A 24,002-nucleotide genomic window follows, 5' to 3' on the forward strand; every position below is an offset into this window, starting at 1 on the left:
CCTACAGTCAGGGCGTTGAAACTTAACCCAGTTGTTTACGCGCGTTGCGGAAAATGCGCATCCACGGGCTGTCCTCGCCCCAGTTTTCCGGGTGCCAGGAGTTGCTCACGGTACGGAAGACACGTTCCGGGTGCGGCATCATGATCGTCACCCGACCGCTTTCGCTGGTGACGGCGGTAATGCCATTTGCCGAACCGTTCGGGTTAGCCGGATAGGTTTCGGTGACCTTGCCGAAGTTATCAACAAAGCGCAGCGCCACCAGTCCTTTGCTTTCAAGCTGAGCCAGGTGCGCCGCATCACGCACTTCAACCTGACCTTCACCGTGCGAAACCGCGATTGGCATCTGTGAACCGACCATTCCCTGCAACAGCAGAGACGGGCTTTGGGTCACTTCTACCAGGCTGAAGCGCGCTTCGAAGCGGTCAGACTGGTTACGCACAAAGCGCGGCCAGGCTTCGCTGCCCGGGATCAGCTCGCGCAGGTTAGACATCATCTGACAGCCGTTACACACGCCCAGCGCCAGCGTCTGCGGACGATGGAAGAAGGCTTCGAACTCGTCACGCACGCGGCTGTTGAACAGAATAGACTTCGCCCAGCCTTCGCCCGCGCCCAGCACGTCGCCGTAGGAGAAACCGCCGCAGGCGACCAGCGCCTGGAAATCATCCAGCCCGGTACGCCCGGCCAGCAGGTCGCTCATGTGGACGTCGATGGCGTCAAAGCCCGCCCGGTGGAAGGCCGCCGCCATCTCAACGTGGGAGTTAACGCCCTGCTCGCGCAGCACGGCTACTTTCGGACGCGCACCGGTCGCAATGTACGGCGCGGCAATGTCTTCGTTAATGTCGAAGCTGAGCTTCACGTTCAGGCCAGGATCGTTGTCGTTCGCCTTCGCGTTGTGTTCCTGATCGGCGCATTCCGGATTGTCACGCAGGCGCTGCATCTGCCAGGTGGTTTCCGCCCACCACATACGCAGCGTGGTGCGGCTTTCGCTGAACACCGCGTGGCCGTCGGCTTCAATCACGAAGCGGTCGCCCTGCACCGCTTTACCGAGATAGTGTACGCAGTCTGCCAGACCGTGCTGCGCCAGAATCGCTTCCACCGCGTCGCGATCTGCGGCGCGTACCTGAATGACCGCGCCAAGCTCTTCGTTAAACAGCGCTGCCAGGCGGTCTTCGCCAAGCGTGGCAATGTTTGCTTCAACGCCGCAGTGACCGGTGAAGGCCATCTCTGCCAGCGTCACCAGCAGGCCACCATCGGAACGGTCGTGGTAGGCCAGCAGCTTACGCTGCGCCACCAGCGCCTGAATTGCGTCGTAGAAGCCTTTCAGCTGAGCGACGTCGCGCACGTCGGCTGGCTTATCGCCGAGCTGGCGGTAAACCTGCGCCAGCGCGGTGGCGCCCAGTGCGTTATGGCCTTTGCCGAGGTCAATCAACAGCAGGGCGTTATCTTCAGTGGAAAGCTGCGGCGTAACGGTATGACGCACGTCTTCCACGCGCGCAAACGCGGTGATCACCAGCGACAGCGGAGAGGTCATCTCGCGCTGCTCGTTACCTTCCTGCCAGCGGGTTTTCATCGACATGGAGTCCTTACCCACCGGAATGGTCAGGCCGAGCGCAGGACACAGCTCTTCACCCACCGCTTTCACCGCTTCGTACAGGCCGGCATCTTCGCCCGGGTGACCGGCAGCGGCCATCCAGTTCGCGGAAAGTTTGATGCGTTTGATATCGCCAATCTGCGTCGCGGCGATGTTGGTCAGCGCTTCACCGACCGCCAGACGGGCAGAAGCGGCGAAGTCCAGCAGCGCCACTGGCGTGCGTTCGCCCAGCGCCATCGCTTCGCCGTAGTAGCTGTCGAGGCTCGCGGTGGTCACAGCGCAGTTAGCGACCGGGATCTGCCACGGGCCGACCATCTGATCGCGCGACACCATACCGGTCACGGTACGGTCGCCGATGGTCACCAGGAAGGTTTTCTCTGCCACGGCAGGCAGGTGCAGCACGCGGTTAACCGCTTCTGCCACGGTGATGCCCTGGCGATCCAGCGCTTTGCCCGCCGCTTTGCGAGTCTGCACGTCGCGGGTCATCTTCGGCGTTTTGCCGAGCAGCACGTCCAGCGGCAGATCGATCGGCTGGTTGTCAAAGTGGGTGTCGCTTAAGGAAAGGTGCTGCTCTTCGGTCGCTTCACCGATGACCGCATACGGCGCGCGCTCGCGGCGGCACAGCTCGTCAAACAGCGGCAGCTGATCGGCGGCAACCGCCAGCACGTAGCGCTCCTGGGATTCGTTACACCAGATTTCCAGCGGGCTCATGCCCGGCTCATCGCTCAGGATATCGCGCAGGTTGAAGCGTCCGCCGCGACCGCCGTCGCTCACCAGCTCAGGCATGGCGTTAGAGAGTCCACCCGCGCCCACGTCGTGGATGAACAGAATCGGGTTGGCATCGCCGAGCTGCCAGCAGCGGTCGATCACTTCCTGACAACGGCGCTCCATTTCCGGGTTGTCGCGCTGCACGGACGCGAAGTCGAGATCCGCATCAGACTGGCCGGAAGCCATAGACGAGGCTGCCCCGCCGCCCAGACCGATGTTCATTGCCGGGCCGCCGAGCACGATCAGCTTCGCGCCGACGACGATCTCGCCTTTCTGCACATGATCGGCGCGAATGTTGCCAATCCCGCCCGCCAGCATGATCGGTTTGTGGTAGCCGCGCAGCTCTTCGCCGTTGTGGCTGTCCACTTTCTCTTCGTAGGTACGGAAGTAACCGTTCAGCGCCGGACGACCAAATTCGTTGTTGAACGCCGCGCCGCCCAGCGGGCCTTCGGTCATGATATCCAGCGCGGTGACAATGCGCTCTGGCTTGCCGAAGTCTTCTTCCCACGGCTGCTCAAAGCCCGGAATACGCAGGTTGGAAACGGAGAAACCGACCAGACCCGCTTTTGGTTTCGCGCCGCGACCGGTCGCACCTTCGTCACGGATTTCACCGCCGGAGCCGGTCGCTGCACCCGGCCACGGGGAGATCGCCGTCGGGTGGTTGTGGGTTTCCACTTTCATCAGGATATGCGCAGGCTCCTGGTGGAAGTCATAGCGCCCCGCTTCGCGGTCGGCGAAGAAGCGGCCCACCTCGGAACCTTCCATCACCGCGGCGTTGTCTTTATAGGCAGACAGCACGTGGTCAGGGGTTTGCTCCATGGTGTTTTTGATCATTTTGAACAGCGACTTCGGCTGCTGTTCGCCGTCGATAATCCAGTCGGCGTTGAAAATCTTGTGGCGGCAGTGCTCGGAGTTGGCTTGCGCGAACATATACAGTTCGATGTCGTTCGGGTTGCGATTCAGCTTAACGAATGCATCCTGAAGGTAGTCGATTTCATCTTCTGCGAGCGCCAGACCAAGACGCAGGTTTGCGTCGATCAGCGCCTGACGCCCCTGCCCCAGCAAATCCACGCTCTGTACCGGCGCAGGCTGATGGTGGGAGAACAGTTTCTGCGCATCATCCAGAGAATCAAACACGCTCTCCATCATGCGGTCGTGCAGCTCTGCGGCAACCACCTGCCACTGCGCGTCGCTCAGGGTTGACGCTTCCACATAGTACGCCACACCGCGCTCCAGACGGTTAATCTGGCTCAGGCCGCAGTTGTGAGCGATGTCGGTGGCTTTGGAAGACCAGGGGGAGATGGTGCCAGGGCGTGGCGTGGCGAGGATTAATTTGCCGGTCGGCGTATGGCTGCTCAGGCTTGGGCCATATTTAAGCAGGCGTTCCAGCTGTACGCGCTCCTCTGCATCCAGGGGGGCATTCAGGTCAGCAAAATGGACATACTCAGCGTAAATATTGCTTACCGGAAGGTCGGCCGCCTGAAAACGTGCCAGCAGTTTGTTAATACGGAAGGCAGACAGTGCAGGCGAACCACGCAGAATTTCCATCATAAGTCTCTCGTCTTCGAAGCGCCGGGGCGCTTACAGTGTGCGCAAGGGGGGAAAACGGGCGTCATTATAGAGAATCCTGAGCGCCGACGAAACCGTTTGCGTCGAAATAAAATCATCCTTTATGTTTAACAATAGATGTGACCTGTCTCTCTAATTGGTTGCCAACTGGCGCTACTTTGCGCAAAATGCCGCTCAATCAATGGCAAACTCTACTCTTAACATGACTACAGCACACTGAGGCAACCGGCGTCGCAGAGAATTAACTAATTGAAAAAATTAAAGATTAATTATCTGCTCATCGGCATTGTTACGTTGCTGCTGGCAGTGGCCCTCTGGCCGTCTATCCCCTGGTTCGGCAAGGCCGAAAACCGTATCGCCGCCATTCAGGAGCGGGGGGAGTTGCGCGTCAGTACCCTCTCCTCCCCGCTTATTTACGACGATATCAACGGTAAAACCATCGGTCTTGATTACGAACTGGCACAGCTGTTTGCGGACTATCTGGGCGTGAAGCTGAAAGTTACCGTGCGGCAGAACATCAACCAGCTGTTTGATGATTTGGACCATGACCGTGCCGATATTCTCGCCGCAGGTCTGGTGTACAACAGCGAACGCAGCAAAAACTATCAGCCGGGCCCGACCTATTACTCCGTGTCGCAGCAGGTGGTTTATCGTGTGGGTAGCCTGCGCCCACGCTCACTGGCCGACATCACCGACCAGCAATTGACCATTGCGCCAGGCCATGTGGTGATTGACGATCTGCGGGCGTTGAAAGAGAAAAAATACCCTAACCTCAGCTGGACGGTCGATCCTAAACTCGGCACGACTGAATTGCTGGAGCAGGTAAAAGATAAAAAGCTGGCCTATACCATTGCTGATTCGGTGGCGATCAGCCTTTTCCAGCGCGTTCATCCTGAAATCGCCGTGGCGCTGGATGTGACCGACGAACAGCCGGTGACCTGGTTTACCCAGCTAGACGACGATCAAACCGTCTCTGCGGCTATGCTCGATTTCTTTAATTCCATCAATGAAGACGGCACCCTGTCGCGCCTGGAAGAGAAATATCTCGGTCACGGGGACGATTTTGATTACGTTGACACCCGCACTTTCCTGCGCGCGGTGGACAGCGTGCTGCCGGACCTGCAACCGCTGTTTGAGAAGTACGCCCAGGAGATTGACTGGAAGCTGCTGGCGGCGATTTCCTACCAGGAATCGCACTGGGATGCTCAGGCCACCTCCCCCACGGGCGTGCGCGGGTTGATGATGCTGACCAAAAATACCGCCCAGAGCCTCGGCATCAGCGACCGGACCGATGCGGAACAGAGCATCAGCGGCGGCGCGCAGTATTTACAGGATATGATGGCGAAAGTGCCGGAGACGGTCCCGGAAGGGGAGCGTATCTGGTTTGCGCTGGCCGCCTATAACATGGGTTATGCGCACATGCTCGACGCGCGGGCGCTGACGGCGAAAACCAAAGGTAACCCGGACAGCTGGTCAGATGTAAAACAGCGCCTGCCGCTGCTTAGCCAGAAACAGTGGTACCAGAAGCTGACGTACGGCTATGCGCGCGGGCATGAAGCGTATGCCTACGTGGAAAATATTCGTAAGTATCAGATAAGCCTGGTGGGATATCTGCTGGAGAAAGAAAAAGAGGCGGCCGAGGCGCAACAGCTGGCTGAAAGCTATCCGGTGGTCGCACCGGACGAGCTTAATCATCCTGCGGTTTCAATTCTGCCTTTTGTTGCTTTTTCTGCTGCCGACGCATTCGAAAAAAGTCACTTAACAGACCCGAACATTCTGGTGCAAGTACCCCGCCGATAGTTTTCACCTGGTGGTTCATCCCCGGATGCCCAAGTACGTCCATCAGTGAACCAGCAGCGCCCGTCTTTTCATCCCGCGCGCCAAACACCAGCGTACCGATTCGGCTGTGCACCATCGCCCCGGAGCACATTACGCACGGCTCAAGGGTGACATACAGGGTGGTATCAAGCAGACGATAGTTTTGCAGCACCAGTCCGCCCTGACGCAGCGCCATAATTTCAGCATGCGCGGTAGGATCGTGACGGCCAATCGGACGGTTCCACCCTTCCCCAATCACCTGATTGTTATGGACCAGAACCGCGCCCACGGGCACTTCGCCCTCGTCCCAGGCGCGCTGAGCCAGCGCCAGCGCATGGCGCATCCAGTATTCATGATTGTGTTCAGGGTTGGACAAGGGCTGATACTCCAGTCGAAAAGCGGGCGGCATTATACACAGCCGGTACAGATAAGACTATTCGAGTTGCTGAAGTTCGCCCAGAGGCGTGACGCGCCAGCGGTGCTGGCAAAAATAGAGCAGCGGGTTGTCCTGCTTGCTGTCGCTGTAGCCGCTGTACAGACGCAGCGGCGTACCGATGCGTTTCTCCAGCTGCACTACTTTTTCATGTCCGAGGCAGCGCATAGTCAGCACCCAGCCGCCGTAGCCGCGCGTGATTTGTGTCGCGATAAGATTCACGCGCGGCAGCCAGGGCGTATCAAAATAGACATGCTCCACCAGCGTTTGCGGGGAGCCGGTAATCAGCCAGATATCGGCATCGTTGGCGTCGAGATAGCTGGTCAGGCGCGCCTGTACCACGGGAAACGCGGCGACGTGCCCGCGAAACCAGTGCGCAAAATCCTGTTCGAGCTGCTTAAGGCGCGCTTCGCTATGACCAAACGTGCATCCCCAGAGCAGCAGGCTCATCGGCCAGCGCGCTGCACGGCCTTTCACCAGCAGCGCGATACCAATAACGGGTAACAGGGGTAATACCAGCAACGCGTTAAGGGGCTGGCGCCGCAGCAGGTAGCGCATAAAGGTGCCGAACATATCCTGCTGATGCAGCGTTCCATCCAGATCAAAAAAGACAACGCGACGCTCGTGACTGGCCAAACCTTACTCCTCTGGGTCGTTGAATCCTAACAGCCAGGTAAACAGGAACCCGGCGATAACCGCTACCAGATAGCCTAACAGATAGAGCATCACTTTTCCGGTCACGATGGTTAATGCCAGCGGTAAACCGGAGATCCCGAAGGTAATGACGGTCGCCACTTTCCAGTAGCTGATTAACGCCCCGCCCACCGCGCCACCGAGACAGGCGGCCAGGAACGGCTTACCCAGTGGCAAGGTCACGCCGAAAATCAACGGTTCGCCGATACCGAGTAACCCGACCGGCAGCGCCCCTTTAATGACCTTTTTCAGACGCGCGTTGCGGGTTTTCATCAGCACCGCGATGGCCGCGCCGACCTGCCCAACGCCCGCCATCGACAGGATCGGCAGCAGTGCGTTATAGCCGTGCGCCTGTACCAGTTCGACGTGGATCGGCACCAGCCCCTGATGCAGACCGGTCAGCACTAACGGCAGGAAGGTCCCGGACAGCACGGCCCCCACCAGCAGCCCGCCGCGATCGATCGCCAGAGACGCGCCGTGGGCGATGGCTTCAGAGATCGCGCCGCCTAACGGTTGCAGCGCCACAATCGCCACGCTCCCGGTAATCAATGTGGTCAGCAGCGGGTTGAGGATCAGCTCAATCGAGCCTGGCAGCAACGCGCGCAGCTTTTTCTCGATCCAGCACATCAGAATGACCACCAGCAGCACGGCAATCACCCCACCGCGGCCAGGCTGAAGCACCTCGCCAAACAGCGTAATCTGCGCCAGCTGCGGGCTGGAGAGGATACCCGCCATTACGCCGCCCATCGCCAGCGAGCCGCCGAACACTTTGGCCGTGTTTACCCCCACCAGAATGTTCATGATGGCAAACACCGCGCTGCCGAAAATCGCCAGAATACCCAGCAGGTTCGGATACTGGGTGGCGAAATTCCCGACAATATCCGGACGCTTGAGGATATTGATAATCCCGGTGATCAGCCCCGATGCGATAAACGCCGGGATCAGAGGAATAAAGACGTTTGCCAGCTGGCGCAGCGCATCGCTCATGGGGGCTTTGTATTTGGCTTTCGCCTGCGCTTTGGTGCGTTCCGCGTCGTCAAAGACGGGAGCCGTTTCACTGCCCGTCATCAGGGCGCGCATGGCATCAACCACCTGCGCCGCTTTGCCCGGACCGACAATCAGCTGGTGCTGTTGCCCCTGTTTAACGTACCCGCTCACGCCGGGGAGCTGCTTCAGGCGCGTTAAATCAAGCTTTTCGTCGTTGTGCACCTCGACGCGTACACGCGTCATGCAGTTTTCCAGACGCTGAATATTTTTTTCCCCACCGATCCCAAGCAGGATGTCGCTGGCGAGCGCTGCTGTTTTGTCCATACACGCCTCTTATTGGTGTTCTAATGCCGCCCGTAAAAACCCGTGATGGGCTTCGAGCCTGGCTCTGGCCGCGGCTGCATCCAGCCCGGTTAATATCATCAGAATGGCGGGTTTGACGTCGTAATCGGTCTGTTTGAGTACCGCTTCCGCCTCTTCCCGACCTGCCCCTGTCGCCTCTATCACCATGCGGCAGGCTCTGTCCACCAGCTTGACGTTGGTGGCCTGCATATCCACCATCAGGTTTTGGTAGACCTTGCCGAATTTCACCATCGCGCCGGTGGAGATCATATTGAGCACCAGCTTCTGCGCGGTTCCCGATTTCAGGCGCGTGGAGCCGGTGAGCGCTTCCGGCCCGACGACCGGAGAGATGGCAATGGCGGCCACCTGCGCAATCGGCGAACCCGGGTTACAGGAGATGGCCACCGTGGTACATCCCGTTTGTCTGGCGTATTCCAGCCCACCAATGACGTACGGCGTACGACCAGAAGCCGCCAGCCCGACGACCAGATCCTGCGCGGTCAGGTTCAGCGCCCTGAGATCGTCTTCCCCAAGCTGTTTATTGTCTTCTGCCCCTTCCACCGCTTTCAGCAGCGCGCCGGGGCCACCGGCAATCAGGCCAACGACCAGACCGTGCGGAACGCCAAAGGTCGGGGGACACTCTGAGGCATCCAGCACACCGAGGCGCCCACTGGTACCCGCCCCCATGTAAATAATGCGTCCTCCTGCTTTCAGAGCGTCGGCAGCGGCGTCTACGGCTTTCGCCACCTCGGGCAATGTCTCTTTGACTGCCAGCGCGACGAGGGTATCCTGTTGATTAAAGCGGTTTACCAGCTCCAGCGTGGACAGTGCATCAAGATCCATGGTTTGCGGGTTACGCGTTTCAGAAACAAGAGAGCCTAGATTCATGTTATTTACCTATGGAATTTTTAATTCATAATAAACGCACTATAATGGAATATAAAATTCATTCAGGCGAGCAAAATTCGTATTTGCGCGGGTAATCACATTTTCGCCAGGAGACCGTATGAACTGTTTAATTCGTATTCGCCAGCGCTACGCAGGGTTTGCCCAGAGTGACAAAAAGCTGGCGGATTATTTACTTTCCCAGCCCGATCGCGCGCGACGCCTCAGCTCCCAGCAGCTGGCAGGCGAAGCCGGGGTGAGCCAGTCGAGCGTGGTGAAATTTGCCCAGAAGATAGGCTATAAAGGCTTTCCGGCGCTAAAACTGGCGATCAGTGAAGCACTGGTAAGCAACCCTAATCCGCAGTCAATGCCGGTGCATAACCAGATCCGCGGCGACGATCCGATGCGTCTGGTCGGCGAAAAGCTGATCAAAGAGAACGTGGCGGCAATGCATGCCACGCTGGATGTGAACACGGAAGAGAAGCTGCTGGAAAGCGTAGCCATGCTTCGCGACGCGCGGCGTATTGTATTGACCGGGATCGGCGCCTCCGGACTGGTTGCGCGTAACTTTGGCTGGAAGCTGACAAAAATCGGCTATAACGCCATCGTTGAACAGGATATGCACGCGCTGCTGGCGACCGTGCAGGCCATGGATCCTGACGATTTACTGCTGGCCATCTCCTATTCCGGCGAGCGTCGTGAAATTAATATGGCTACCGACGAAGCCCTGCGCGTAGGAGGAAAAATTCTGGCGATTACTGGCTTCAGCCCGAATGCGCTCCAGCAGCGGGCCACCCGCTGTCTGTATACCATTGCCGAGGAACAGGCCACTCGCAGTGCGGCGATTTCGTCGACGAGTGCGCAGATGATGCTGACGGACCTGCTGTTTATGGCGCTGGTTCAGCAGGATCTGGAGCGTGCGCCAGAGCGTATTCGTCACAGCGAAGAGCTGGTAAAAAAACTGGTCTGAACAACGAATGAGCGTATAATGCCCGCCCTGTTTGTGATGTTTCTGAGAATTTCCTGATGGCGCTGTTAATCACCAAAAAATGCATCAACTGCGATATGTGCGAACCCGAATGCCCGAACGAGGCGATTTCGATGGGCGACAGCATTTATGAGATTAACAGCGACCGCTGCACCGAATGCATCGGCCACTATGAGACGCCGACCTGCCAGAAGGTGTGCCCCATTCCCAATACGATCTTAAAAGATCCGGCACACGTCGAGAACGAAGAACAGCTGTGGGATAAGTTTGTCCTGATGCACCATGCGGACAAAATTTAACTCTCGATGATCACCGTCGCACAGGCGTAGTGGCGTTCATCTGCAAGCGTTACGTGCATGTGCGCCACGCCCAGCTTTTCCGCCAGCTTAAGCGCCTCGCCCCATAAACGCAGACGTGGCTTACCCAGCTCATCGTTAAACACTTCAAACTGGTTAAACGCCAGGCCGTTACGAATGCCCGTGCCGAACGCTTTCGCCGCCGCCTCTTTTACCGCGAAACGCTTTGCCAGAAAGCGCACCGGCTGTTGATGCGCCTCCCAGATAGCCCATTCGTTATCGCTTAGCACGCGTCTTGCGAGGCGATCGCCGCTCCGGGCGATCACCGCTTCAATGCGGGCTATTTCAACGATGTCGGTGCCTAAGCCCAGAATAGCCATTACTGACGCGCTTCCAGCATCAGGCGCTTCATCTCGGAAACCGCTTCTTTCAGACCGCTCATCACCGCGCGGCCAATGATGGCGTGGCCGATGTTCAGCTCGTGCATTTCCGGCAGGGCAGCGATGGCTTTTACGTTGTGATAGGTCAGGCCGTGACCGGCGTTAACCTTCAGTCCCAGGCTCGCGGCGTAGGTTGCCGCTTTGGCGATTCGCTCCAGCTCTTTCGCCTGCGCTGCATCGTTTTCGGCATCGGCATAGCAGCCGGTGTGAATTTCAATATACGGCGCACCCACGTCGGCAGCGGCTTTAATCTGGGTGAAATCGGCGTCGATAAACAGAGAAACCAGGATACCGGCATCCGCCAGGCGTTTGCAGGCATCGCGCATTTTGTCGAGCTGCCCGGCCACATCCAGACCGCCTTCGGTGGTCACTTCCTGACGCTTTTCCGGCACCAGGCAGCAGAAATGCGGTTTAGTCTCGCAGGCAATGGTCAGCATCTCTTCGGTGACCGCCATCTCCAGATTCATGCGGGTGTCCAGCGTCTGACGCAGGATGCGCACGTCCCGGTCGGTGATGTGGCGACGATCTTCACGCAGGTGAACGGTAATGCCGTCGGCGCCAGCCTGCTCAGCGATAAACGCCGCCTGAACCGGATCGGGATACGCGGTACCGCGTGCATTACGTAACGTGGCGATGTGATCGATGTTGACGCCTAACAGTAATTCAGCCATGACAATCCTCGGTATTTTTGTTCATTTACCTTCTCCCTCCCCCTCCGGGAGAGGGCTGGGGTGAGGGGTAAAACATTAGCGTTTCGGCATAAACTGCCTGAATAATTCGCGGCTCTTTAAAGGTTTGCCCCCAAGATACGGCTTGAGCGCAATTCGGGTAAAGCGTTTTGCCGCACGCAGAGTGTCGGCGTCCGGGAACTCGCGTTCATACAGTGCTCTGAGCTGGCGCCCGGTAAAGGTGCTGTTATCGACGACGACACTGGCAATAAAGCCCTTTTCCTCACGATAGCGATAGGTCATGGTGTCTTCTACCTCGTCTCCGCTTCCCGCACAGTGCAGAAAATCGACGCCGTAACCAAGGTGCCCGAGCAGAGCCAGTTCGAAACGACGCAGAACAGGCTCAGGGGTGCCGGTTGCGCCAGCAAGTGCCTGAATACAGTGCAGGTAATCAAAGAAAAGTTCAGAGAAGCGGGTCTCATGTTCAAGAACCCGTGAGATGAGTTCGTTAACATACAAACCGCTGTAGAGCGTGATACCAGAAAGAGGAAGCGCCAGGGAGACGGCTTCAGCACTGCGCAGGGTTTTGACTTCCCCTCGCCCGCCAAAGCGGACCAGCAGCGGGGTGAAAGGCTGCAAGGCACCTTTCAGATTAGAACGTCTGGAACGTGCGCCTTTGGCAACAAGGCGCACGCGACCGGACTCTTCCGTGAAGACGTCCAGCATCAGGCTGGTTTCGCTCCAGGGACGACTATGCAGGACAAAGGCGCGCTGCCATCCATCCATATGCTCGTCGTCTTAGGTTACTGATCTTCGCCGTAACCGAGGCTGCGCAGCGCACGCTCATCATCGGCCCAGCCAGATTTCACTTTCACCCACAGTTCCAGGTGAACCGGTGCTTCAAACATGTCCTGCATGTCTTTACGGGCTTCGATTCCGATAGTTTTGATCTTGGCGCCTTTATTGCCGATCACCATCTTCTTCTGCCCTTCACGCTCAACGAGGATCAGACCGTTAATATCGTAGCCGCCACGCTCGTTGCTCTGGAAACGCTCGATCTCCACCGTCACAGAGTACGGCAGTTCAGCGCCCAGGAAACGCATCAGCTTCTCACGGATGATTTCAGACGCCATAAAACGCTGAGAGCGATCGGTGATGTAGTCTTCCGGGAAGTGATGAGTCGCTTCCGGCAGATGCTTGCGCACGATACCCGCGATGGTATCAACGTTCAGACCCGTTTCCGCAGACAGCGGGACGATGTCCAGGAAGTTCATCTGGCTGCCCAGCCATTGCAGGTGCGGCAGCAGATCGGCTTTTTCCTGCACGTTGTCCACTTTATTGACTGCGAGGATCACCGGCGTTTTGCCGTCGCGCAGCTTGTTCAGGACCATTTCGTCGTCCGGCGTCCAGCGGGTGCCTTCCACAACGAAAATCACCAGCTCTACGTCGCCAATGGAGCTGCTCGCCGCCTTGTTCATCAGACGGTTGATGGCGCGCTTCTCTTCCATGTGCAGGCCCGGTGTATCGACGTAGATCGCCTGATACGCGCCTTCAGTATGGATACCGACGATGCGGTGACGCGTGGTCTGCGCCTTACGCGAGGTGATAGAAATCTTCTGCCCAAGCAGATTATTCAGCAGGGTGGATTTGCCAACGTTCGGACGTCCGACGATGGCAATAAATCCGCAATAGGTTTTGTCGATGCTCATTCCAGCTCCAGCATTTTTAACGCCTGTTCGGCGGCAGCCTGTTCAGCCTTACGACGGCTTGAACCCGTGCCGACCACCGGTTCACTCAGGCCACTGACCTGGCAATGGATGGTAAATTCCTGATCGTGGGCTTCGCCACGCACCTGCACCACCAGATAGGATGGCAGCGGCAGATGACGACCCTGCAAATATTCTTGCAGACGCGTTTTAGGATCTTTTTGTTTATCGCCCGGGCTGATTTCGTCCAGGCGGGTCTGATACCAGTTAAGGATCAGCTTTTCTACGGTCTGGATATCGCTGTCCAGGAACACGCCACCGATCAATGCCTCGACCGTATCGGCAAGGATGGATTCACGACGGAAACCACCACTTTTCAGCTCACCTGGCCCCAGACGCAGGCATTCACCCAGCTCAAACTCGCGTGCGATTTCAGCGAGGGTATTGCCGCGCACCAGCGTGGCGCGCATGCGGCTCATATCACCTTCGTCCACACGCGGAAAACGATGATAAAGCGCATTTGCAATCACAAAACTTAAAATAGAGTCGCCTAAAAACTCGAGACGCTCATTATGTTTGCTGCTGGCACTGCGATGGGTTAATGCCTGTTGCAACAACTCCTGATGATGAAAAGTGTAGCCCAGCTTCCGTTGAAGCCGATTAATTACGATGGGGTTCATGCGATACCAATAAATGAATGCGTCAAAAATGCAGCACACGAAACCGACCTGAGAAAACCAACGCGGTTTCGTGTGCCGTGGCACCCTTGCAGGGCCAACCTTAAACTTCGGGGGAATATTCTATACACAACGACAGGGGATGTCGTTAGTTCAAAGAGATTTATCGCTGAAATAATTCACGTAGCGGCGTATAAAAGCCGCTACGTGTTATTTTTGGCGAAAATTAATGAATTCCGCCAATACGATTCAGGCGAACGCCGGTCGGCCACTCGCCTTCCTGCTTCTCAAAACTCATCCAGATAGCGGTTGCTTTACCGACCAGATTCGCTTCCGGCACAAAGCCCCAGTAACGGCTGTCCGCAGAGTTATCGCGGTTGTCACCCATCATGAAGTAGTGTCCCGGCGGCACAATCCAGGTCGCCAGTTGTTGGCCTGGCTGCTGGTAGTACATTGCCAGCTGATCCTGTGCGATGGGCACGGTCAGAATGCGGTGAGTAACATCGCCCAGCGTCTCTTTGCGTTCAACCAGACGAATGCCATTCTCTTTGGTTTCACCTTTTGGCACCTGGAAGAATCCGCTGGTCGCTTCACCGCCGTTACGGCGGGCGAAGGTCTGCACAAAATCAGCTGGCTCAACGTTGGAGTAAGTGACTGGCAGCGCATTTTCACATGCGGTGCCAGAGCTACAGCCTGGCTGAATGGTCACCTCTTTTGCCACCGGATCGTAGGTCACTTTATCGCCCGGCAGACCTACCGCGCGTTTAATATAATCCAGCCGCGGATCTTCCGGATATTTAAACACCACGATGTCGCCACGTTTCGGATGACCCGTTTCGATCAGCGTTTTCTGATAGATCGGATCTTTGATGCCATAGGCAAACTTCTCAACCAGAATGAAATCACCGATCAGCAGCGTTGGCATCATCGATCCTGACGGGATCTGGAACGGTTCGTAGATAAATGAACGCACCACCAGCACAATCGCCAGCACCGGGAATACCGATGCCCCTGTTTCCAGCCAGCCCGGTTTTGGGCCGACTTTTTTCAGGGTTTTCGCGTCCAGCGCATCGCCCGTGGCTGCCTGCGCGGCAGCCTGACGTTCACGGCGTTTTGGGGCGAAGATAAACTTATCGAGGCACCACAACAGACCTGTCACCAGGGTAGCGATGACCAGGATCAGGGCAAACATGTTCGCCATGCCAACTCCTTAAGGTTATTTACCGTTACCGTCTTTACCAACATGAAGGATGGCAAGGAATGCTTCCTGCGGCAGCTCAACGTTACCGACCTGCTTCATACGCTTCTTACCTTCTTTCTGCTTCTGCAACAGCTTTTTCTTACGGCTGACGTCGCCGCCGTAGCACTTAGCCAGAACGTTTTTACGCAGCTGCTTCACGGTTGAACGGGCAATGATGTGGTTACCAATGGCCGCCTGAATCGCAATGTCAAACTGCTGACGCGGGATCAGATCTTTCATCTTCTCAACCAGCTCACGACCACGGTACGGTGCGTTATCGTTGTGGGTGATCAGCGCCAGCGCATCCACACGCTCACCGTTGATCAGCACGTCCACACGAACCATGTTCGAGGCCTGGAAGCGTTTGAAGTTGTAGTCCAGCGACGCATAGCCACGGGAGGTAGACTTCAGACGGTCGAAGAAGTCGAGCACCACTTCTGCCATCGGAATTTCATAGGTCAGCGCCACCTGGTTACCGTGGTAAACCATGTTGGTCTGCACGCCACGCTTCTCAATACACAGGGTGATCACGTTACCGAGGAACTCCTGCGGCAGCAGCATGTGACACTCTGCGATTGGCTCGCGCAGTTCCTGAATATTATTCAGCGGCGGGAGCTTGGACGGGCTGTCGACGTAGATCACCTCTTTCGATGTGGTTTCTACTTCGTAGACAACCGTCGGGGCGGTGGTGATCAGATCCAGATCGTATTCACGCTCCAGACGTTCCTGAATGATCTCCATGTGCAGCAGACCGAGGAAGCCACAGCGGAAGCCAAAGCCCAGCGCCGTTGAGCTTTCTGGCTCGTAGAACAGGGAGGCATCGTTGAGGCTCAGCTTTCCGAGCGCATCGCGGAAGTTTTCGTAATCGTCAGAGCTGACCGGGAACAGACCCGCATAAACCTGCGGTTTCACCTTTTTGAAGCCTGGCAGCGCTTTATCTGCCGGGTTACGTGCACCGGTCAGGGTATCGCCCACCGGCGCGCCGAGGATGTCTTTAATTGCACAGACCAGCCAGCCCACTTCGCCGCATTTCAGTTCGGTACGGTCAACCTGTTTTGGCGTGAAGATGCCCAGACGGTCAGCGTTGTAGACCTGGCCGGTGCTCATGACCTTGATTTTGTCGCCTTTACGCATGGTGCCGTTTTTAATACGCACCAGCGAGACAACGCCGAGGTAGTTATCGAACCAGGAGTCGATGATCAGCGCCTGTAGCGGCGCATCCGGGTCGCCTTCCGGCGGCGGAATATCACGCACCAGACGTTCCAGTACGTCCGGAACACCGACACCGGTTTTCGCCGAGCAGCGCACTGCATCGGTCGCATCAATACCGACGATGTCTTCAATCTCTTCCGCTACGCGCTCAGGATCGGCGGCTGGCAGGTCGATTTTATTCAGAACCGGCACCACTTCGAGATCCATTTCCATGGCGGTGTAGCAGTTTGCCAGCGTCTGGGCCTCTACGCCCTGCCCGGCATCCACCACCAGCAGCGCGCCTTCGCAGGCCGCCAGCGAGCGTGACACTTCATAAGAGAAGTCAACGTGCCCTGGGGTGTCGATAAAGTTCAGCTGATAGGTTTCACCATCGGAAGCTTTATAGTCGAGCGTCACGCTCTGCGCTTTGATGGTAATACCGCGTTCGCGTTCCAGGTCCATGGAGTCCAGAACCTGGGCTGCCATTTCACGATCAGAAAGGCCACCGCAAATCTGGATAATACGGTCAGACAGCGTCGACTTACCGTGGTCAATGTGAGCAATGATCGAAAAGTTACGTATGTTCTTCATATAGTTAAATAATTATGCCTTACGAATTCCTGGAGGCCGCTGTTCTTAGCCTGACGTTTTTCAGTGCGAAAACGCAGCATTCTACACTACATCCTCGTCAGCTGGAAATGCACTTAGAGCCAGGTATAGCGCGAAGAGACGGCGTTTTCTTTATTGCGATGTAAATAATAATAAAGCCCGGCAGATTACCGGGCCTCAGAAGAGAGCGTCTCAACACGAAGTTGGTCGGGTGCCAGTGCAACGCTGAGGATAACGGGCTGCCACGCTTCCCGGGCGGCAAGCCTTGGGGAAACGCCTTTAGCAAGCCAGAACCCGCCCACGCCGCCCAAAGCGGCCCCGCACATGGCGGCCAAATCTGTGCCGAACAGCATCTGGAAAACCCCGCCCATCACGAACAGACCTGCCAGCGGAGAAAGGTAAACCAGCATGGCGGAAGTGAGCAGGCTACCTTCAGCGATGCCCAGCTCCACTTTTTGCCCTGCCACCAGCGGCTGATCGCTCGGCACAGCAATAGTGTGCGACGTTTGCGGCCCCAGCTTATTCAACACGCGGCTGCCGCAACCGGCTCGCGAAGCGCAGCTGCTGCATGATGCTTTAACGTCACAGCTGACAAGCGCTACGCCATCCTGCCAGGATACGACCGTGGCCCACTCTTTAATCATTGCGCAGCCCTGAATTTAATGCTGTCTGAAATACGTTTTGCCGTTGGCGGCGGTAATTCACCGACAATGGTAATTTCCGCATTATCGCGCACTGTCGTGCTGACCGTCCGGCGACCGGTACGGAGCATCTGTTCGGAACTGTTCGCCGTAGCGCGATTAATATTCACCGAGAAGCTAAACAGCCCATCGGAATAGAGTCGCGACTCAACCGGTGTTTCGATGGTTGGGAGCTGGCGACGGCTGCTGGAAACTTCGCTGAACCCTTGCGGGATCCAGGATGGTACCCAGTTAAAATTGACAGAATCGCCGGCAGGCACGGAAAGCAAAGGCGGCAGGCTGGCTTTGACCAGATTCTGCATGCTGTTGCCAACCTGACTGTTCACATCGAAGGAGATCACGCGGAACTGCTCCAGCGTCTCACCGTCGCGATCGAGCAGATCAACGCGCATCGGCAGCTTCGTCTCTGCGTCAATCCAGACGATATAGCTGTAACGTGTCCCATCCCGCGCAACAACGCGGATCACTTCGCACAGCCTGTCGGCAATACGCGTTCGCCCCACCGAGATAAAATCATAGTAGGGGGCGAGACGTTTAAAATCGGTGTAAATGAGCGACGGCAGGGAATCAACGATGTAGTCACCATTGAGCGTAAACGGCTCAAGGCCAGGCTCGAAATAGCTGATTTCATTCCCACGCTGGACCACTTCCCGACGCGGGCCATCCATCTGTAAAAGCTGGGCGAGCGGCTGGTTATCAAGGCGGGCGTGGCGATAGCGTAACGATTCGACACCCTGCTTATTGATGCTGATAAATGCCAACTCGTAATTGAGTGACTGGCTGGCCAGATTCATTTGCTGCAACAACGCCCCGGATGAAACATCAGCCGAGGCGTTAGCAGAGAAGAACAGGCTACCCGCCATCAAAGACATGGCGAACCAAAGTTGCTTCATTACTGCGATTGCGTTCCTAAAGTTTGGTTTCCTGGCACCTGCACAGCAGCCTGCTGGGTTTGGGCCTGCTCAAACTGAAGCTGCTCGGAGTGCAGACGGCGCTGCAACTCGTAATCCTGCAACATCGCATTAATGCGACGGCGCTGCTCCTGTACCTGCTGTTGCTGCCCGCCGCTTGCGGAGGCATCTGCCGGTACGCCCAGGCTAACCGGGCTGGCTTTACCCATCATCGGCAGCGTATTGAACACTGGCGCTTCAGGCTGCTGATTGGCTTCAGACTGAGTATTATAGTGCTGGACCCCAACGATAACTGCAAGCGATACGCACGCAGCGACCCCCATTTGGGTGAGCTGGCTGGCCCATGGACGCACCTTGTGCCAGAACGGCATTTTCTGCCATTGGTGAGGTGCAGGCTGCGCTTCAGGAATCAGCGGCGTGGTCTGATGAACAGGTTCGTTCTCAATGGCCGCCATAACGCGTGCTGAGATATCGAAATGGAGAACCTCGCTGGTATCACCGCGCAGAGAGTCGCGGATGAGATGATAGCTCTCCCAGGTCTGTTGCATTTCGGGAGAATGAGACAACTCATCGAGCAGCTCATTATCCAGCGTTTCACCATCCATTAAAGCGGAAAGTTTTTCTTTCTGCATGCCTAATACCTTTTCCAGTATCCCGCTATCGTCAACGCCTGATAAGCGGTTGAACTTTATTATCAATGGCTTCTCGCGCACGGAAAATTCGTGAACGAACCGTGCCGACCGGACAATCCATGATGGCGGCTATCTCTTCATAGCTTAGGCCATCCAGCTCCCGTAACGTAATTGCCATGCGTAAATCTTCCGGGAGCGACTCGATCGTGCGAAAAACGATTTGTCTCAGTTCTTCTGACAACATTAAGTTCTCAGGGTTCGAAATTTCTTTCAGCGCGCCGCCACTTTCGAAGTTTTCTGCGTCGATAGCGTCAACGTCACTTGAAGGCGGACGACGGCCCTGAGCAACCAAATAATTCTTAGCCGTATTGACTGCAATACGATACAGCCAGGTATAAAAAGCACTATCCCCCCGGAATGAATCCAGCGCGCGATAGGCCTTAATAAAAGACTCTTGCACCACATCAGGAACATCGCCTGACGGTACATAGCGGGAAACCAGACTCGCTACCTTATGCTGGTAGCGCACCACCAGTAGGTTAAAAGCTTTCTGATCTCCCTTCTGGACCCGTTCAACCAGGACCTGGTCCGTTAACTGCTCGCTCATCCGAGGTAATGTCTCCCCAAACCAAATTCCACGCGTTATCGAAACGCCACTCTAACAACATTGCACTTTGAGCAAGCACCGAATTAGAGTGTCTGTTCTTCAATAAGTTCCGTAACGCCTTTGTTTTTGTTCATCGCGCCGCAGACCGTTCATTTTCTCTCATTATAAGTCTGTTCACGATACGCACCCGCTTTCTGACAAGAATCATCAACTTTATCGTCAGAAGAGTAACGCAACACAGGCTTTATTTCACCACAAAATCTGAAGCTAACGATCTGCTTCGCAAAATATTTCCGGCCATTTAGCGCAGATTTAACTTCTGGCCTTCCGTTTAGTCATTGCAACACACAACAAAAAAAACGTGCGATATCTCGCATCACAATGCTATTCTCCCCATACCATGTTTAGTAAATTAAACAAACATCATGAACACGACACCTGAACTTCATTGTGATGTACTGATCATCGGCAGCGGTGCTGCCGGCCTATCCCTCGCACTGCGCCTGGCGGAACATCAGAACGTAATCGTGCTGAGTAAAGGGCCGATGAGCGAAGGTTCCACCTTCTATGCACAAGGCGGTATTGCCGCCGTGTTTGATGAAACGGATAGTATAGCCTCGCACGTAGAAGACACCCTGATTGCCGGCGCCGGGATCGTGGATGAGCATGCGGCAGAGTTTGTCGCCAGCAATGCCCGCCACTGCGTGCAATGGCTTATCGATCAGGGCGTGCTGTTTGATACGCATGTTCAGCCTAATGGTGAAGAGAGCTATCACCTGACCCGTGAAGGCGGGCACAGCCACCGCCGTATTCTGCACGCTGCTGATGCAACCGGAAAAGCGGTTGAAACCACGCTGGTCAGCAAAGCCCTCAGCCATCCTAATATTCGGGTGCTGGAGCGCAGCAACGCCGTCGACCTGATTATTTCCGATAAGATTGGCCTGCCCGGCACGCGCCGTGTTGTCGGCGCATGGGTGTGGAATCGGAATAAAGAGAAGGTGGAAACCTGCCAGGCAAAAGCCGTTGTGCTGGCGACCGGCGGCGCCTCCAAGGTTTACCAGTACACGACAAACCCGGATATCGCCTCCGGAGACGGTATCGCCATGGCCTGGCGCGCAGGCTGCCGCGTGGCGAATATGGAGTTTAATCAGTTCCATCCTACCGCCCTGTTCCACCCGCAGGCACGTAACTTCCTGTTAACTGAAGCGTTGCGCGGCGAAGGCGCGTATCTGAAGCGTCCGGACGGTTCCCGGTTTATGCCGGACTTCGACCCCCGAGGTGAACTTGCCCCGCGGGATATCGTGGCCCGCGCCATTGACCACGAGATGAAGCGGCTTGGCGTCGACTGTATGTATCTGGACATTAGCCATAAACCGGAAGACTTTATTCGCCAGCACTTCCCGATGATTTATGAAAAGCTGCTGAGTCTGGGTATTGATTTAACCCGCGATCCGGTGCCGATTGTACCTGCCGCACACTATACCTGTGGCGGGGTGATGGTTGACGATCATGGTCGTACCGACGTGGAGGGTTTGTATGCGATCGGCGAGGTCAGCTACACCGGCCTGCATGGTGCGAATCGCATGGCCTCAAACTCGCTGCTGGAGTGTCTGGTGTATGGGTGGTCGGCTGCGGAAGATATTACCAAACGCATGCCCTATGCACGTCCGACAACACACTTGCCGGCATGGGATGAAAGTCGGGTAGAAAACCCGGACGAACTGGTGGTTATCCAGCATAACTGGCACGAGCTGCGGCTTTTCATGTGGGATTATGTCGGGATTGTACGCACAACAAAGCGTCTGGAACGCGCGTTACGCCGCATCATGATGTTGCAGCAGGAAATTGATGAATATTACGCCAACTTCCGCGTTTCTAATAATCTGCTGGAGCTGCGCAACCTTGTGCAGGTTGCCGAGCTGATTGTGCGCTGTGCGATGATGCGCAAAGAGAGCCGTGGCCTGCATTATACGCTGGACTATCCCGAACCGCTTGAAATGTCCGGCCCGTCGGTGTTGACGCCGCAGGTTCACATAAACAGATAAAAGGCCTGGGTCAGGGCAGTGTAATCTTCGGAATAACGCTGGTCTGGCCCACGAATGACCATCCTGTCGATAAAGCATTCCCCCTCTTTCGGCGAGAGCGCCAGCAACACGCGGTGCGGTAAGCGTCCTTCCGTATCCGAAATATCGGTACGAAGACGCAGATTCCAGCCGATCCCACGTGCGATCTCAATGAAGGTATTACCCGTGCTTTCAGGCAAGACCACGCAGAAAAATCCCTCTTCCGAGATGAGCTCCGCCGCACTGGTCAGTAGCGCCTTGTGATCGAGCGAGCCGGTGTAACGTGCCTGCTCGCGTTCCGGCGTTCCACATTCCACGCCTGGCGTGAAATACGGCGGATTGCTGACAATCAAATCGTAACGCGCGGTTTGCTCCGACGCCCAGGTCAGGACATCGGCGCATTCTACCCTGATGCGATCTGCCCACGGAGAGTCGGCAGCGTTTTCACTTGCCTGCCGGGACGCCTGAGGATCAAGCTCAACGGCGTCGATCGTGACGTGTTCTTCCGTTCGCTGCGCCAGCATCAGCGCCTGAAGTCCGCTGCCCGTACCAATATCCAGAATGCGTTTTACACCTGCGACAGGCGCCCATGCACCCAGTAAAATACCGTCTGTACCGACTTTCATCGCACAACGATCGTGCGCCACAAAAAACTGTTTAAACGTAAAACCATCGCGGCGCAACTGCGCTTTGAGTTGAGACATGTCAGGGCAACCTTCTGAGTGAAACTGGAGTAGCATAGGGGAAAGCGAAGTGGTCGAAAAGCGATATCCATACAAACAGATGAAGATTACAGCCGTAACGTCTATAATCAGCGCCCCACACAGAGGTAGAACATGACTGTAACGACTTTTTCCGAACTTGAACTCGATGAAAGCCTGCTCAATGCCCTTGAGAGCAAAGGCTTTACACGCCCGACCGCCATTCAGGCCGCGGCCATTCCGCCTGCGCTTGAGGGCCGTGATGTGCTCGGTTCTGCGCCAACCGGCACGGGGAAGACAGCAGCCTACTTGCTGCCTGTGTTGCAGCATTTGCTCGACTTTCCGCGTAAAAAATCAGGCCCGCCGCGCATTTTGATCCTGACCCCGACCCGTGAACTGGCGATGCAGGTTGCCGAACACGCGCGTGAGCTGGCGGCGAACACCCATCTGGATATCGCGACCATCACCGGCGGCGTAGCGTATATGAACCACGCCGAAGTGTTCAGCGAAAACCAGGATATCGTTGTCGCGACGACGGGCCGTCTGCTGCAATACATAAAAGAAGAGAACTTCGACTGCCGCGCGGTGGAAACGCTGATTCTCGATGAAGCTGACCGCATGCTGGACATGGGCTTTGCCCAGGATATCGAACACATCGCGGGTGAAACGCGCTGGCGTAATCAGACAATGCTGTTCTCGGCAACCCTTGAAGGGGATGCCATTAAAGATTTCGCCGAACGTCTGCTGGAAGATCCGGTGGAAGTGTCCGCTACGCCATCGACCCGTGAGCGTAAGAAGATCCACCAGTGGTACTACCGCGCAGATAACCTTGAGCATAAGGTTGAGTTGTTGAAACACCTGCTGAAGCAGGAAGAGGCAACCCGTACCATCGTCTTCGTACGCAAACGTGAGCGCGTGCATGAGCTGGCAGAAATGCTGCGCAACGCCGGCATTAACAACTGCTATCTCGAAGGTGAAATGGCGCAGGTTAAGCGAACCGAAGGGATTAAGCGCCTGACCGATGGCCGCGTGAATGTGCTGGTTGCCACCGATGTTGCCGCGCGCGGGATCGACATCCCGGACGTGAGCCACGTAATCAACTTTGATATGCCGCGCAGCGGTGATACTTACCTGCACCGTATTGGTCGTACCGGCCGTGCGGGCCGCAAAGGTATTGCTATCTCTCTGGTAGAAGCGCACGACCATCTGCTGCTACAGAAAATTGGCCGCTACGTTGAGGAGCCGCTGAAAGCTCGCGTGATTGACGGGCTTCGTCCGACCACACGTGCGCCGAGTGAAAAAATGACGGGTAAACCGTCCAAGAAAGCGCTCGCGAAACGTGCTGAGAGAAAAGAGAAAGAAAAAGAGAAGCCGCGCGTTAAACAGCGCCACCGCGATACCAAAAATATTGGTAAGCGCCGTAAGCCAAGTTCTGCTGCGCCAGAGACAAAAACGGAAGAGTAAAAAAAAGCCGGGATATTCCCGG

22 protein-coding genes are annotated in these 24,002 nt (G+C 56.3%); 5 read left to right on the forward strand and 17 right to left on the reverse strand.

Annotated features, from left to right (window positions below):
• Positions 1–22 precede the first annotated feature (22 nt).
• A complete protein-coding gene (gene purL, locus ACOTYH_RS16270; RefSeq protein ID WP_421637825.1) occupies positions 23–3,910 on the reverse strand; it encodes a phosphoribosylformylglycinamidine synthase in 3,888 nt (1,295 codons plus the stop codon).
• A gap of 267 nt (positions 3,911–4,177) precedes the next feature.
• On the opposite strand from purL, the gene mltF reads away from it, so the two are divergent.
• The gene (gene mltF, locus ACOTYH_RS16275) at positions 4,178–5,728 is read left to right on the forward strand and encodes a membrane-bound lytic murein transglycosylase MltF (protein ID WP_421637826.1); all 1,551 of its coding nucleotides are present in this window, start codon (positions 4,178–4,180) and stop codon (positions 5,726–5,728) included.
• Here mltF and tadA read toward each other — a convergent pair.
• Genes tadA through murQ form a run of 4 tightly spaced genes read right to left on the reverse strand, consistent with a single transcriptional unit; the run spans position 5,616 to position 9,089 of the window.
• Complete coding sequence (gene tadA / locus ACOTYH_RS16280; protein ID WP_023295164.1) at positions 5,616–6,155, reverse strand: tRNA adenosine(34) deaminase TadA; 540 nt, start codon at positions 6,153–6,155, stop codon at positions 5,616–5,618. The genes mltF and tadA overlap by 113 nt on opposite strands.
• 24 nt (positions 6,156–6,179) lie before the next feature.
• Positions 6,180–6,815 (reverse strand): phosphatidylglycerophosphatase C, encoded by a 636-nt coding sequence (yfhb, locus tag ACOTYH_RS16285; protein ID WP_126495555.1) that lies wholly within the window; start codon positions 6,813–6,815, stop codon positions 6,180–6,182.
• Positions 6,816–6,818: 3 nt separating this feature from the next.
• Entirely contained in the window at positions 6,819–8,183 is a 1,365-nt protein-coding gene (locus ACOTYH_RS16290; RefSeq protein ID WP_421637827.1) for a PTS transporter subunit EIIC, read from the reverse strand.
• 9 nt (positions 8,184–8,192) lie between these two features.
• A complete protein-coding gene (gene murQ, locus ACOTYH_RS16295; RefSeq protein ID WP_015572145.1) occupies positions 8,193–9,089 on the reverse strand; it encodes an N-acetylmuramic acid 6-phosphate etherase in 897 nt (298 codons plus the stop codon).
• A gap of 118 nt (positions 9,090–9,207) precedes the next feature.
• Between murQ and ACOTYH_RS16300 the strand changes: the two genes are divergently transcribed.
• Complete coding sequence (locus ACOTYH_RS16300; RefSeq protein ID WP_421637828.1) at positions 9,208–10,056, forward strand: MurR/RpiR family transcriptional regulator; 849 nt, start codon at positions 9,208–9,210, stop codon at positions 10,054–10,056.
• A gap of 56 nt (positions 10,057–10,112) precedes the next feature.
• A complete protein-coding gene (locus tag ACOTYH_RS16305) occupies positions 10,113–10,373 on the forward strand; it encodes a YfhL family 4Fe-4S dicluster ferredoxin (RefSeq protein ID WP_003860704.1) in 261 nt (86 codons plus the stop codon).
• On the opposite strand, the gene acpS is transcribed toward ACOTYH_RS16305, so the two are convergent.
• The 11 genes from acpS to rpoE form a co-directional block, all read right to left on the reverse strand.
• Positions 10,370–10,750, reverse strand: a complete 381-nt coding sequence (gene acpS / locus ACOTYH_RS16310; protein WP_015572144.1) for a holo-ACP synthase — start codon at positions 10,748–10,750, stop codon at positions 10,370–10,372. The genes ACOTYH_RS16305 and acpS overlap by 4 nt on opposite strands.
• Positions 10,750–11,481: a pyridoxine 5'-phosphate synthase gene (pdxJ, locus tag ACOTYH_RS16315; protein ID WP_047062471.1), complete on the reverse strand. Its 732-nt coding sequence runs from the start codon at positions 11,479–11,481 to the stop codon at positions 10,750–10,752. The genes acpS and pdxJ overlap by 1 nt, the downstream gene beginning before the upstream one ends.
• A gap of 75 nt (positions 11,482–11,556) precedes the next feature.
• Positions 11,557–12,264: a DNA repair protein RecO gene (recO, locus tag ACOTYH_RS16320; RefSeq protein ID WP_015572142.1), complete on the reverse strand. Its 708-nt coding sequence runs from the start codon at positions 12,262–12,264 to the stop codon at positions 11,557–11,559.
• Between the two features lie 17 nt (positions 12,265–12,281).
• Positions 12,282–13,187, reverse strand: coding sequence for a GTPase Era (gene era, locus ACOTYH_RS16325; protein ID WP_003860709.1), 906 nt, complete (start codon positions 13,185–13,187; stop codon positions 12,282–12,284).
• The gene (rnc, locus tag ACOTYH_RS16330) at positions 13,184–13,864 is read right to left on the reverse strand and encodes a ribonuclease III (RefSeq protein ID WP_003860711.1); all 681 of its coding nucleotides are present in this window, start codon (positions 13,862–13,864) and stop codon (positions 13,184–13,186) included. Before rnc ends, era begins: the two co-directional genes overlap by 4 nt.
• Before the next feature lie 223 nt (positions 13,865–14,087).
• Positions 14,088–15,062: a signal peptidase I gene (lepB, locus tag ACOTYH_RS16335; RefSeq protein WP_006811565.1), complete on the reverse strand. Its 975-nt coding sequence runs from the start codon at positions 15,060–15,062 to the stop codon at positions 14,088–14,090.
• Between the two features lie 15 nt (positions 15,063–15,077).
• Positions 15,078–16,883, reverse strand: coding sequence for a translation elongation factor 4 (gene lepA / locus ACOTYH_RS16340; RefSeq protein ID WP_003860714.1), 1,806 nt, complete (start codon positions 16,881–16,883; stop codon positions 15,078–15,080).
• A gap of 185 nt (positions 16,884–17,068) precedes the next feature.
• Positions 17,069–17,545 (reverse strand): SoxR-reducing system protein RseC, encoded by a 477-nt coding sequence (rseC, locus tag ACOTYH_RS16345; RefSeq protein WP_006811609.1) that lies wholly within the window; start codon positions 17,543–17,545, stop codon positions 17,069–17,071.
• Positions 17,542–18,495 carry a sigma-E factor regulatory protein RseB gene (gene rseB, locus ACOTYH_RS16350; protein WP_421637829.1) on the reverse strand — a complete coding sequence of 318 codons (954 nt, stop codon included), beginning with the start codon at positions 18,493–18,495 and terminating at the stop codon, positions 17,542–17,544. Before rseB ends, rseC begins: the two co-directional genes overlap by 4 nt.
• On the reverse strand, positions 18,495–19,145 hold the full coding sequence (rseA, locus tag ACOTYH_RS16355) for an anti-sigma-E factor RseA (protein ID WP_015572138.1): 651 nt from the start codon (positions 19,143–19,145) through the stop codon (positions 18,495–18,497). The genes rseB and rseA overlap by 1 nt, the downstream gene beginning before the upstream one ends.
• A gap of 31 nt (positions 19,146–19,176) precedes the next feature.
• The gene (gene rpoE / locus ACOTYH_RS16360) at positions 19,177–19,752 is read right to left on the reverse strand and encodes an RNA polymerase sigma factor RpoE (RefSeq protein WP_006176728.1); all 576 of its coding nucleotides are present in this window, start codon (positions 19,750–19,752) and stop codon (positions 19,177–19,179) included.
• A 425-nt stretch (positions 19,753–20,177) separates the two neighbouring features.
• Between rpoE and nadB the strand changes: the two genes are divergently transcribed.
• Positions 20,178–21,797: an L-aspartate oxidase gene (nadB, locus tag ACOTYH_RS16365; RefSeq protein WP_045337855.1), complete on the forward strand. Its 1,620-nt coding sequence runs from the start codon at positions 20,178–20,180 to the stop codon at positions 21,795–21,797.
• On the opposite strand, the gene trmN is transcribed toward nadB, so the two are convergent.
• A complete protein-coding gene (trmN, locus tag ACOTYH_RS16370) occupies positions 21,782–22,519 on the reverse strand; it encodes a tRNA(1)(Val) (adenine(37)-N(6))-methyltransferase TrmN (RefSeq protein ID WP_032654617.1) in 738 nt (245 codons plus the stop codon). The two genes, nadB and trmN, sit on opposite strands and share 16 nt — an antisense overlap.
• 132 nt (positions 22,520–22,651) lie before the next feature.
• Between trmN and srmB the strand changes: the two genes are divergently transcribed.
• On the forward strand, positions 22,652–23,980 hold the full coding sequence (gene srmB, locus ACOTYH_RS16375; protein ID WP_017383554.1) for an ATP-dependent RNA helicase SrmB: 1,329 nt from the start codon (positions 22,652–22,654) through the stop codon (positions 23,978–23,980).
• The last annotated feature ends 22 nt before the right edge of the window (positions 23,981–24,002 follow it).

It is taken from the genome of Enterobacter cloacae complex sp. SHL001 (assembly GCF_049236825.1).
GTDB classification, from domain to species: domain Bacteria; phylum Pseudomonadota; class Gammaproteobacteria; order Enterobacterales; family Enterobacteriaceae; genus Enterobacter; species Enterobacter hormaechei_C.

Coding starts and splice junctions, on each gene's coding strand:
- lepB (WP_006811565.1), bottom strand. CDS start 15,062: ATGGCGAACATGTTTGCCCTGATCCTGGTCATCGCTACCCTGGTGACA.
- ACOTYH_RS16305 (WP_003860704.1), top strand. CDS start 10,113: ATGGCGCTGTTAATCACCAAAAAATGCATCAACTGCGATATGTGCGAA.
- rnc (WP_003860711.1), bottom strand. CDS start 13,864: ATGAACCCCATCGTAATTAATCGGCTTCAACGGAAGCTGGGCTACACT.
- ACOTYH_RS16300 (WP_421637828.1), top strand. CDS start 9,208: ATGAACTGTTTAATTCGTATTCGCCAGCGCTACGCAGGGTTTGCCCAG.
- ACOTYH_RS16290 (WP_421637827.1), bottom strand. CDS start 8,183: ATGGACAAAACAGCAGCGCTCGCCAGCGACATCCTGCTTGGGATCGGT.
- rseB (WP_421637829.1), bottom strand. CDS start 18,495: ATGAAGCAACTTTGGTTCGCCATGTCTTTGATGGCGGGTAGCCTGTTC.
- rpoE (WP_006176728.1), bottom strand. CDS start 19,752: ATGAGCGAGCAGTTAACGGACCAGGTCCTGGTTGAACGGGTCCAGAAG.
- recO (WP_015572142.1), bottom strand. CDS start 12,264: ATGGATGGATGGCAGCGCGCCTTTGTCCTGCATAGTCGTCCCTGGAGC.
- srmB (WP_017383554.1), top strand. CDS start 22,652: ATGACTGTAACGACTTTTTCCGAACTTGAACTCGATGAAAGCCTGCTC.
- nadB (WP_045337855.1), top strand. CDS start 20,178: ATGAACACGACACCTGAACTTCATTGTGATGTACTGATCATCGGCAGC.
- era (WP_003860709.1), bottom strand. CDS start 13,187: ATGAGCATCGACAAAACCTATTGCGGATTTATTGCCATCGTCGGACGT.
- rseC (WP_006811609.1), bottom strand. CDS start 17,545: ATGATTAAAGAGTGGGCCACGGTCGTATCCTGGCAGGATGGCGTAGCG.
- lepA (WP_003860714.1), bottom strand. CDS start 16,883: ATGAAGAACATACGTAACTTTTCGATCATTGCTCACATTGACCACGGT.
- acpS (WP_015572144.1), bottom strand. CDS start 10,750: ATGGCTATTCTGGGCTTAGGCACCGACATCGTTGAAATAGCCCGCATT.
- murQ (WP_015572145.1), bottom strand. CDS start 9,089: ATGAATCTAGGCTCTCTTGTTTCTGAAACGCGTAACCCGCAAACCATG.
- tadA (WP_023295164.1), bottom strand. CDS start 6,155: ATGCCGCCCGCTTTTCGACTGGAGTATCAGCCCTTGTCCAACCCTGAA.
- trmN (WP_032654617.1), bottom strand. CDS start 22,519: ATGTCTCAACTCAAAGCGCAGTTGCGCCGCGATGGTTTTACGTTTAAA.
- purL (WP_421637825.1), bottom strand. CDS start 3,910: ATGATGGAAATTCTGCGTGGTTCGCCTGCACTGTCTGCCTTCCGTATT.
- rseA (WP_015572138.1), bottom strand. CDS start 19,145: ATGCAGAAAGAAAAACTTTCCGCTTTAATGGATGGTGAAACGCTGGAT.
- pdxJ (WP_047062471.1), bottom strand. CDS start 11,481: ATGGCTGAATTACTGTTAGGCGTCAACATCGATCACATCGCCACGTTA.